At 69.3% G+C, this 8,635-nt stretch carries 8 protein-coding genes and 1 riboswitch; of the genes, 3 read left to right on the top strand and 5 right to left on the bottom strand.

Translation table 11 applies throughout. The annotated features are described in order from the left end of the window. Nucleotides 1–61: 61 nt before the first annotated feature. From AX681_RS00780 to AX681_RS00760, 5 genes are all read right to left on the bottom strand, one after another. Nucleotides 62–829 carry an ABC transporter ATP-binding protein gene (locus AX681_RS00780; RefSeq protein ID WP_066659585.1) on the bottom strand — a complete coding sequence of 256 codons (768 nt, stop codon included), beginning with the start codon at nt 827–829 and terminating at the stop codon, nt 62–64. Beyond that, complete coding sequence (locus AX681_RS00775; protein ID WP_066659567.1) at nt 826–1,812, bottom strand: FecCD family ABC transporter permease; 987 nt, start codon at nt 1,810–1,812, stop codon at nt 826–828. The genes AX681_RS00780 and AX681_RS00775 overlap by 4 nt, the downstream gene beginning before the upstream one ends. Further along, a complete protein-coding gene (locus AX681_RS00770) occupies nt 1,809–2,645 on the bottom strand; it encodes an ABC transporter substrate-binding protein (RefSeq protein WP_066659569.1) in 837 nt (278 codons plus the stop codon). The genes AX681_RS00775 and AX681_RS00770 overlap by 4 nt, the downstream gene beginning before the upstream one ends. Next, nucleotides 2,645–4,582: a TonB-dependent receptor plug domain-containing protein gene (locus tag AX681_RS00765; protein WP_082737931.1), complete on the bottom strand. Its 1,938-nt coding sequence runs from the start codon at nt 4,580–4,582 to the stop codon at nt 2,645–2,647. Before AX681_RS00765 ends, AX681_RS00770 begins: the two co-directional genes overlap by 1 nt. Nucleotides 4,583–4,764: 182 nt before the next feature. Then, nucleotides 4,765–4,985: riboswitch (cobalamin riboswitch) on the bottom strand. 94 nt (nt 4,986–5,079) lie between these two features. Next, nucleotides 5,080–5,637: a DUF1993 domain-containing protein gene (locus AX681_RS00760; RefSeq protein WP_066659572.1), complete on the bottom strand. Its 558-nt coding sequence runs from the start codon at nt 5,635–5,637 to the stop codon at nt 5,080–5,082. A gap of 112 nt (nt 5,638–5,749) precedes the next feature. Between AX681_RS00760 and AX681_RS00755 the strand changes: the two genes are divergently transcribed. From AX681_RS00755 to AX681_RS00745, 3 genes are all read left to right on the top strand, one after another. Beyond that, a complete protein-coding gene (locus tag AX681_RS00755) occupies nt 5,750–6,547 on the top strand; it encodes an ImuA family protein (protein WP_066659573.1) in 798 nt (265 codons plus the stop codon). Next, nucleotides 6,453–7,988 carry a Y-family DNA polymerase gene (locus AX681_RS00750; RefSeq protein ID WP_066659575.1) on the top strand — a complete coding sequence of 512 codons (1,536 nt, stop codon included), beginning with the start codon at nt 6,453–6,455 and terminating at the stop codon, nt 7,986–7,988. The genes AX681_RS00755 and AX681_RS00750 overlap by 95 nt, the downstream gene beginning before the upstream one ends. Then, a partial coding sequence (locus AX681_RS00745) for a PHP domain-containing protein (RefSeq protein WP_331709966.1) occupies nt 7,985–8,635 on the top strand: 651 nt, incomplete at its 3' end. The genes AX681_RS00750 and AX681_RS00745, both read left to right, overlap by 4 nt.

Here is an 8,635-nt window from a genome sequence, read left to right as displayed (position 1 = left end):
TCCTCCCCCTCCGTCACGCTGCGCGTGCCACCTCCCCCTGGCGGGGGAGGATTTGGGCTGGCTAATCGAGGAAGCGGATGGTCGGCCCATATTCGTCGCGGACGATGCGCACCTGCACGTCGTAAAGCGCGGACAGCGTCTGCTCGCGCATCACTTCTTCGGTCGGTCCGGCGGCGATAATCCGTCCCTCCCGCACCGCGACCACATCGTCGGCAAAGCGGAAGGCGAGGTCGATATCGTGGATCGCCATCACCACCGTCCGCCCCGCATCGGCCCGCGCGCGCAGCCGCCGCGCGGCGTCGATCGCGTGGCGCGGGTCGAGGTCGGCGGTGGGCTCATCCACGATGAGCAGCTCGGGATCGCCCACGATCGCGCGCGCGAGCAGCACACGGGCCAGCTCGCCCCCCGACAGATCGGTCGCCGGGCGGTCGCGCAGCGCAATCAGGTCGCACTCCTCCAGCGCGCGGTCGATTGCGGGAAGCAACGCCGCAGGCAGCCCGCCGAACGCCGGAAGCTGGGGCAGCAGGCCCAGCGCAACCACGCGCTCGACACTGATCGGCCAATCCACCCCGACCCGCTGCGGCAGATACGCCCGCCGCAGCGCCAGCTCCTGTCGCCGCAGCGCGCTCAGGGGAGTATCGCCAAGTCGCACATCGCCGCGCTCCGGCTTGAGCAGCCCCGCCGCGACCTCCAGCAGGCTCGACTTGCCCGCACCATTGGGACCGATCACGGCTGTCAGCCGCCCCGCCGCGAACGCGACATCGACGCTATCGAGCACCAGCCTTCCGCCGCGCTTCAGCGTGATCGCTTCAAGGGTGAGCGCGGTCATGGCGTCCGGCTCCGCATCCGCAGCACCAGCCACAGGAAGAAGGGCGCGCCGACCAAAGCCGTGAACACCCCCAAATGGATCGGGCTGTCGAGCCGGATCAGCCGCGTCGCGATATCGGCCGCAGTCAGCATCGCCGCGCCCGCCAGTGCCGCCGGGACCAACGTCGCGCCCGGGCGATGCCCGACGAAGGGGCGCACCAGATGCGGCGCGACCAGCCCGATAAAGCCGATCGTCCCGACCACCGCCGTCGCCGCGCCCACGCCAAGCCCGGTGCCCGCAAGCGCCAGCAGCCGCGTGTGCCGCACATCGACGCCCAGGCTTTCGGCCTGCAATTCGCCTAGCGCCAGCGCATCCAGCGACCGCGCGGTGGCCAGCAGCGCGGCTCCACCAACCACGATCAGTGGCGCGGCGAGCAGGACCTCCTCCCACCCGCGATTGGCGAGCGACCCCATCAGCCAGGTCATGATCTCATAGGCCGCATAGGGATTGGGCGCGAGGTTGAGCGCGAGGCTGATGCCCGCTCCGGCCAGGCTCGAAATCGCAGCGCCAGCAAGGATCAGCGCCAGCGTCCCCCCGCCGCGCGCGAGCAGCAGTGCCGCAAACCCCGCCGCCATCGCTCCGGCAAGTCCCGCCAGCGGCGCGGCCAGCGGCGCGACCGCCGCCAGCCCGTAATAGATCGCAATGACTGCACCCAGCGACGCCCCGCCCGAAATACCAAGCAGCCCCGGCTCGGCCAGCGGATTGCGCAGCAACCCCTGCAACACCGCGCCCGACAGGCCGAGGATCGCCCCGGTCAGCACGCCGAGCAGCATGCGCGGCAGGCGAATTTCGGTGATCACCACCCCGGTCAGTCGCGCCGTCCCGCTGGTCTCGCCGCCCAGCCATCCGGCATAGTCGAGCCCCAGCGTACCGATGCCGAGCGAGATCAGCCCGAGCAACAGCGTCAGCACCACCAGCACCGGGATCAGCAACCGCCCGCTCATCGCGCCGCCTCCAGCTGGGCGCGCAGATCGGCCGCCGCCTCGGCGATCAGCGGCGTGCCGCAGATATAGGCGCGCGGGCTGACGCTGACCTGCCGCCCGGCCCATTGCCGCCGCACCAGCGGATGCCGCGCCACACGATCGCGCAGGCTCTGACCGACGACGCCACCGACGGGCGCGACCAGAATATCGGGGTTCAGCGCCAGCAACGCCTCGACATCGGTGCCCGCGACGCCGTCCTTCACCGCATTGCGCGCACCCGCCGCGTCGAGCACCGCGTCATACAGCGCGCCCTCGCCGCGCGAGAGCCCGTCGCCGCTCCACGACGCCACACGCAGATTGAGGGCAGGGCGGCGCGCCAGCTCGGCAAGCCGCGCGTCCATCCCCGCGATCAGCGCCTCGCCGCGCTCGACCGTGCCCAGCTGCGCGGCGAGGGTACGGACCGTGGCGCGGATCTCGTCGAAGCTCTGCGGCTGCGCGACCTCGACCATCGGAAAGCCGAAGCGGCGCAGCGCCGCACGCGTCGCCGCCGAGCCGAAGCTGTCGGCGACGATCAGGTCGGGCTGCTGCCGCACCACATCCTCGATCTCGCCGCGATTGACCGCCACGCCGCGCGCCCGCGCCGCCATCAGTGACAGCAGCGGATCGCGCGACAGCCAGGTGACCGACGCGATCCGCTCGGGCGGCAACAGCATCAGCACCAGCTGATCGGTGCACTGGTTGATCGACATCACCCGCATCGGCAGTGCGGCCTGCGCACGCGGCGGCGGAGCGCTGCCGGCCGAAACCGGCAGCGCCATGGCCGCGATCGCCAGCAGGATGCCGGCGCGGCGCATCACAGCTTGACGCGAACACCGGCGAACGCGCCGATGCCTGGAGTCGCGAAGCTGAACACCTCCTCGTAATCGACGTCGAACAAATTTTCGACGCGCCCGAACAGCTGCACCTTCTCCACCACGTCAAACGCAATGTTCAGGTTCACCAGCGTGTAGGGCTTCAGCGACACCCGCACCGGGGTGTAGCTGGGGTCGGTGAAGGCCACGTCGGTCATCCGCCCGTTATGCCGCACGGTCAGCGTCGTCGATAGCCGTTCGTCGCTGGAGATATAGGTCGCGTTGAAGCTGGCGATGTCGCCCGGACGGCGGACTTCCTCCACCCCATTCTCGTCCGCATCGAGGTGCGTGTAGCTCGCGTCGAACCGCAGCTGCGGGATCGGGCGCGCGCTTGCGAACAGCTCGACGCCGTGCTGCTTGGACAGGGTCGTGCGGTTGGCCGGGGTCGCGACATAGGTCGGGGCGGGGTAGGTGGTGTAGATCTCGCCCTTCAGCGTGGAATCGAAATAGGTCGCGCCGAACGTGATGGTCTCGTCGGCAAAGCTCTGCTCGATCCCGGCTTCCCAGCCTTCGGACTTTTCCGGCTTCAGGTTCGGGTTGCCGATATAACGGCCGTCCGAATAGCCATAGAGCTCATAATAGCCCGGGTTCTTGACCCCGGTGCCATAGGCGCCGCGCACGCGCGTTCCCGTGGGCAGGCGATAACTGCCCTGCACGCGCCAGGTGGTGGCGTCGTCGAACCGGTTATTGTCATCGTGTCGCACCGATGCACCGCCGCTGAAGCCGCCGACGGTGAGCTCATATTGCGCGACCAAGCCGAGATTGTCGGTGTCACGCTTGCCGGTGAACGCGTCGAAGGGGGATCCGCTGCCGGGGGTCGTGTTGCGGAATTCTTCGCGCTCGATATCGACCGCGCCGGTCAGGCGATGGGTGACCGCATCGGTGCCAAAGCGCAGGCTTGACACCAGCGAACCCTTGTAGCGCGTCCCGACATTGCCGAAATCGACTGTGTCATTGGCGCGGAACATCGTGCGCTCGGTATCGGCGAACTGGCCCGACAGGCTGGTGGTCCAGCGGCCGTCGAGCGCACTGAACTGCGCGCTCAGCAGGCCGTAAAATCCGCGATTGCGGTAATGCACGCCGGGGCTGTCGATCGTGTAGCCAAAGGTCGGGCTCGCGGGATTGCCGTCGCTATTGTTCGCATCGGCATCGGTCACCGCATACCGCAGCACGCCGGTCAGCGTCAGGCTGTCGGATGGGGTCCAGTTGAACTTGCCGCTCAGCGCGCCGCTTTCCGACCCGACATTGCGGGTGCCGCCGCGCGCGGTCGGGGTGCCATCGGTCAGATAGCCGGTCGCGGACAGCGCATAGTCGAAGTCACCCGACACACCCGCCGCGCGCGCCGCGGCGCTCACCGTGCCGAACGAACCGCCCTCGATCCGCGCGCTGAACCCCGGCGCCTCGCGGCCCGACAGCGTCAGATAGTGGATCACGCCACCGATCGCGTCGGAACCGTAGAGCGACGATTGCTGGCCGCGCAGCACCTCTACCCGCGCCGCGCTGTCGGCAAGCACGCCGCTGAAATCGAACTCGCCCTGGAACGGGTCGGACACTTCGATCCCGTCGATCAGCGTCAGGACATGGTTGCCCTCGGTCCCGCGGATGCGGATCTGGGTCAGGCCGCCGATCGTGCGGTTCACGGCAACGCCCGGCACGTCGCGCAGCACGTCGGACAAGGTGCGTGTCTGACGCTGCTCCAGCGCTTCTGCGTCGATCACGGTGACGGATGCACCGACCTGGTCGACCGGGACGGGTTCGCCCGAGCGCGACGCGGTGACGACCACCGTGTCGCCGGCCTCTTCGGTGGTGATGGTCTCGCGCGCAAAGGCGGGCGATGCCGCGGCGATGGCGAGCGTGGAAACGGACAACAACTTCAACATGGGAAACTTCACCCCCGGCGCCATGCAACGAGGGCAGGGGCCTTGCCGTCCCATTCGGACGGCCGGCATGCGCGCGCCAGCCGGGCGCAAAAGCGCCTGACGCACGACACCGAGGCGGCCCCCGCCGCTTGGTTCGTCGCTCAGACGGAGGACCGTGCCGCGGCCATTCCCTGGACCAAGGCAAGAGCGACCATGCGCCGGCAGGTCTCCTGGCTCGCGGGTCAGGGCTTGATGCACGGCCTTCCCGGGCTTTCACCCAGTGGCTGCTCCCTCGAACGGGGAACAAGTGCATCGCGCTCGCCGCTTACAGTTGCAGGGACAGCTGCGGATTTGGACGGCCAGGCCGCCCGCACCGCATTCCCGTTTAAGCCCCTTTCGGGGCACCGGCGCGATCATGAAACACCGGGTTACCCCCATGTTCCGAGAGGGTCTTTACGCCCGCTTCAGTGGCTCGGCAAGTGCAATATAAAGAATTCTTTATATCATGCCGACGACGCTCAGCTGCCCGGTGCGGTGCCCGGGCGCAGATAGGCAAACATGTGCGCGACATAATCGACCTTGCCCAGATCCACCCCCTGTGCGCGCAGGATCGCGTAGGCGGTCATCAGGTGGAAGTAGAATTGCGGCAGCGCCCAGTCGCGGACGAACTGCTCGGCCGTCAGGTCGAACACCATGCCCTGCGGCAGCGCATGCGCGATCGGCGCCGCCGGATCGACCGCAGGCATGTCGCCGCGCACCTGCTCCAGTAGCGCGAGCGTGTCGGCAATGCGCGCACGCGCGTCGGCGATCGTGCCGGGGCGCTCACCCGCGTTGCGGCCTTCGTCGAGCAGTTCGGCGACAACGGGCGGGAATGCCTCGCCGCGCAGGCGGTAGACGCCCTCCTGCGCCTGCACGCACGCAAAGCGGATCTGGGTCGCGAGCGGGAACATGTCGGGGGCCAGCCGGGCCGCCATGATCGTGTCGCCGCTGCCCTGCGTCTCGGCCTTGCCCAGCCATCCCGACAGCGCGCCAAGCATTTGAACATAGGTCGGAATGATCAGGTCGGGCAGGGTCATGCGTGTCTCCTACGACGGTGGTGGAGTCGATCTAGGCGACGGTTCAGCGATGCGCCACCAAATCCCGACCGACCGCATATACAGTCTGAAAAATAGAACATATAAGGAACATATGCGTGTCGATTCGCTCTCCCTGATTCAGCGGCGCATTGCGTTGATCGAACGCGGTGGGCGTGCCCCGAGCGAGGCTGCGGGGCATGTGCCGACCGGGCATGTCCGGATCGATCGCGCGCTGGGCGGCGGCGTCATGCGCGCCCGCCTGCATGAGCTGGTGGCGGAGAGCGAGACGGCGGGCAGCGGGGCGGGGTTTGCCGGCGTGCTGGCGCATCGGCTGGGCGGCGAAATGATTTGGCTGCGCGAACGCGATGCCGAACTGCGCAGCGGCCAGCTGCATGCCCCCGGTGTCGCCGCGATCGGCATCGATCCGGCGCGGTTGCTGCTGGGGGTATTGCCCGATGCGGCCGCGGTGCTGCGCGCGGCGGCAGACGCGGTGCGCTGTGCCGGGCTGGGCAGCGTCGTGATCGAGCTGTGGGGCAATCCGCGTGCCTATGACCTCACCGCCAGCCGACGGCTGGCGCTGCTGGCGGAGGCTTCGGGGGTAACTGCGCTGCTGCTGCGCGTGGGTGGCGCGGCGGCGCCCAGTGCGGCGCAGACGCGGATCGGAGTGTCGCCGGCGCCGTCGGTGCCGCTGGCCGCCGATGCCCCAGGGCATCCGGCGTGGACGGTGGAATTGCTACGCCAGCGTGGGCGACCGGCGGGAGGCATCTGGCGGGTGGAATGGGATCGGGAGCACGGCCAATTACGGGATCAAGATCATGACGAAGCGACGCTATCTGGCGTTGTTCCTCCCCTTTCTGGCGACCGATCGGCTGGTGCGATCCGGGCCACCGGACTCCGCCGCACGGGATAGCGCACCGCGCGTGGTGGTCGAACGGCAGCGCGGCGCGATCCGGCTGACCGCGTGCGATGCCGAAGCGATGGCGCTGGGGCTCGCCCCCGGTCTGACGCTGGCCGATGCCCGCGCACGGGTGCCCGATCTGGCGGTGGCAGACGCCGATCCGGTCGCCGATCTGCTGTGGCTGGAGCGGATTGCCGATGCCTGCGACCGGTTCACGCCGCGCGTGGCGATCGAGCCGCCCGACGGGCTGGTGCTCGACATCACCGGTTGCGCACACCTGTTCGGCGGCGAATATGGCTTGCTGGAGGCGGTCGAGGCGCGGATGCGGCGCTGGACCGGGCATCTGCGCCACGCCCTGGCCGACACGCCGGAGGGCGCGCGTGCGCTGGCGCGGTTTCAGACGGCCCCGGCGGCAAATGAGACAGCAGCGTTGCGGCGCCTGCCGGTCGCGGCGCTCGAGCTGGAGCGCGAGACCGAGGCGGCGCTGCGGGGAGCCGGCCTCAAGACCATCGACGACCTTGTCTCCCGTCCCACCGGCCCGCTGGCGGCGCGGTTCGGGGCCGACCTGCCCGATCTACTGGCCCGCATTCTGGGCAAGTCGGGCAAGCCGATCGCGCCGCGTCACGCTGCCCCGGCCTGGCAGTTCGAACGCCGCTTTGCCGAGCCGATTGCGCGCGCCGACGATGCGTTGCGCGTCATCGGCGAACTGGCGGCGGAAGCGGGGCAGGCGATGGAGGCGCGGCGTCAGGGCGGGCGGCGCTTTACCGCACGGCTGTTCCGCAGCGATGGGCATGTCGTCGATCTGGCGGTCGATTGCGGACAGCCCTTGCGCGATCCGGCGCGGATCATGCGGCTGTTCACCGAACGGATCGGCGCGCTGGCCGACCCGATCGACCCGGGGTTCGGGTTCGACATGATCCGGCTGTCGGTGCCGCGCGCCGAACCGCTCGATTTTGCTCAGCTCGAACTGGAGGGTGGGGCGGTCCATGCCGAGGATGTCGCGGCGTTGATCGACCGGTTGAGCGTGCGAGCCGGCAGCGGGCGCATCCGCCGCTTCGTGCCGCGCGATTCGCACATTCCCGAACAGGCGGTGCTCGCGCTGCCCGCGACCGCGAGCGACCGGCAGGACTGGCCCGCGCCGCCCCCGGATGAGCCACCGCGCCGCCCGATCCATTTGTTCGACCCGCCCCAGCGCGTCGAGGTGATCGCCGAAGAGCCCGACGGTCCGCCGCGCAGCTTTCGCTGGCAACGCACATTGCACGAGGTGACGCGCTATGAAGGGCCGGAGCGGATCGCCGCCGAATGGTGGCACCGCGCGCCGGGCGACCCTGGCCTGACCCGCGATTACTACCGGGTCGAGGATATGCGCGGGCGGCGCTTGTGGCTGTTCCGGCACGGCCTGAATGACGAGCGGCCCACGCCGCTCTGGTATGTACACGGCTTGTTTGCGTGAGCGCTTTTGCCGAACTGGTCGCGGCATCGCATTTCTCGTTTCTGCGCGGGGCGTCGTACCCGGCGGACCTGATTGCGCGCGCGATCGAACTTGGCCTGAGCGGCATCGGCATTGCCGATCGCAACACCGTGGCGGGGGTCGTCCGCGCACAGTTGGCGCTGCGTCACGCGCGGGCGGCGGCGCAGGAGGCTGGCCTGCCGCCACCGGCATTGAAGTTCGTTCCCGGCGCGCGGCTGGTATTCGTCGATGGCACCCCGGATATCGTCGCCTATCCTGCCAACCGGCGCGGCTGGGGGCGGCTGACGCGTTTGCTCACCACCGGCAATCTGCGCGCGCAAAAGGGCGATTGCATCCTGCGGCTGGAGGATCTGATCGCGTTCCACGACGATCTGCTGCTGATCGTCCTGCCCGGATCGAGCGCAGTGATGCAGCGTGCGCATCGCGATCCGGTTGAGCATGACAGCGACGCGCCGGTCCCGCCGCTTGCTCTGGTCCAGCCCGCCGGGCTTCAGCCGCTACTGACCCGGCTTGCCCGGATCGCGCCGGGGCGGGTGTGGCTGGGTGCGAGCATGGCGCGGCGCGGAGACGATGCGCGACGGCTGGCGGGGTTGCAGGCGCTGGCGACAGCGGCGGGCGTACCGCTGATC

Source organism: Sphingomonas sp. CCH9-E2, from assembly GCF_001557215.1.
Lineage (GTDB): Bacteria > Pseudomonadota > Alphaproteobacteria > Sphingomonadales > Sphingomonadaceae > Sphingomonas.
The sequence above is the reverse complement of the archived record's forward strand: the minus strand, read 5'-3'. Positions and strand labels throughout refer to the sequence as shown.